Annotated in this window: 2 protein-coding genes; one reads left to right on the top strand and one right to left on the bottom strand. The window is 55.1% G+C overall.

Features of this window, described 5'->3' with window-relative positions; all coding sequences use genetic code 11:
* Positions 1-194: 194 nt before the first annotated feature.
* Entirely contained in the window at positions 195-437 is a 243-nt protein-coding gene (locus tag KGB03_RS03720) for a DUF465 domain-containing protein (protein ID WP_223526375.1), read from the bottom strand.
* A 217-nt stretch (positions 438-654) separates the two neighbouring features.
* On the opposite strand from KGB03_RS03720, the gene KGB03_RS03715 reads away from it, so the two are divergent.
* The gene (locus tag KGB03_RS03715; RefSeq protein WP_223526374.1) at positions 655-1,176 is read left to right on the top strand and encodes a DUF4142 domain-containing protein; all 522 of its coding nucleotides are present in this window, start codon (positions 655-657) and stop codon (positions 1,174-1,176) included.
* The last annotated feature ends 226 nt before the right edge of the window (positions 1,177-1,402 follow it).

Here is a 1,402-nt window from a genome sequence, read left to right as displayed (position 1 = left end):
GTCCTGGACTCAGGGGTTCGGGATGGGTCGGGATGGGATGGGATCGTAGCCGCCCTGCTCTTCGCTGGGGAATTTTGGATTCATGGGGCACCTCGCATGGAGCCGTCAATTCGGACTCTGAACATTCGAGGTGCCGGTATTTATCACCGTTCCAATTTTTCAATCACCGATCGTCGGTGACCAGACAGAACGCGTCAGGACGGCATCTGGAGCCGATCAACGATCTTTTGCTTAACCTGCACGCGCTTCTCCTTGAGTTTCTTCAATGCGTCATCGCTGGGCGCATCCGATTGGGCGGATTCAGCCTTTACGACCTCGGCGTCCACCTGAGAATACTTGTTGATCAGTGAATCCAGTAACGGATCCTTGGTGCGTTTTTGCTGGATGTCTTCCTTTGATTGATTGAGATCATGATAAAGGTTGTGTGGCACCGGCATGGAACACCTCCGTTTGTTGATCGGAGGCAAACGCGATCAATGGCGTTCACCAAGTACCAGAATGGCCTCGGTTAGCTGGTTCTGTCGACCGCCTATCAGACCAGCGGTGCCCGTTCGTCGCTCTGCCGCAAACGCAATAAAACCTTTGCCCGCTCGTCGGCCTCCACACGTTAACGATCACTCGATCGCCCATGAAAACCTGTGTGGAGAATAACCAATGGACGGATTTACCCTGCGCCACCTCAGTTTGGCTGTTGCCTTGAGCACCAGCATGGGCACGGCGCTCGCTGCCACTTCCAAAGACTTCGTCGACAGCGCGGCCGCGGGCGGTATCGCGGAAGTCGAAACGAGCCGATTGGCCCTGGAAAAAAGCTCATCGGCGGACATCAAGGCATTCGCCAACATGATGATCACCGACCATTCCAAGGCCAACGATGAACTGGCGGCGCTGGCGAAAAAGCATGACATCAAGGTGCCGGACAGCACGACGCTGGTCAAACAAGCGAAAGAGAAAATCCTCGACTTGCGCGATGAATCTTTCGATGCGGCCTACGCCAACAATCAGGTGAAGGCCCATGAAGACACCCTTTCGCTGTTCAAGAAAGAAGCCAACACCATGACGGACGACAGAAGCAAAGGCGCCACGGAGCTCAAAGGTTTCGCGCAAAAAATGCTGCCGACGCTGGAGAAGCATCTGCAAATGGCGAAAAAGCTCCAGGCTGCTCACCCAGACAAATAACCTTGTCGAGTCCTTTGCGGTCCTCATCGCGGGCAAGCCCGCCCCCACAGGAACCGAGTCGTTCACAAATCATGTGGGAGCGGGCTTGCCCGCGATGAGGACCGCAAGAACACCACGAATTCAAGCCGAGCCAAGAACTCTGGCCAAAAACGGCGCCGTCCGGCTCTTTTTGCTTTTAGCCACTTTCTGCGGTGTGCCTGCAATAACAATCTTCCCGCCCTGATCC

Source organism: Pseudomonas sp. BF-B-26 (assembly GCF_019956495.1).
Taxonomy (GTDB): Bacteria; Pseudomonadota; Gammaproteobacteria; order Pseudomonadales; family Pseudomonadaceae; genus Aquipseudomonas.
This window is presented reverse-complemented; position numbering and strand designations above follow the sequence as displayed.

Coding starts and splice junctions, on each gene's coding strand:
- KGB03_RS03720 (WP_223526375.1), bottom strand. CDS start 437: ATGCCGGTGCCACACAACCTTTATCATGATCTCAATCAATCAAAGGAA.
- KGB03_RS03715 (WP_223526374.1), top strand. CDS start 655: ATGGACGGATTTACCCTGCGCCACCTCAGTTTGGCTGTTGCCTTGAGC.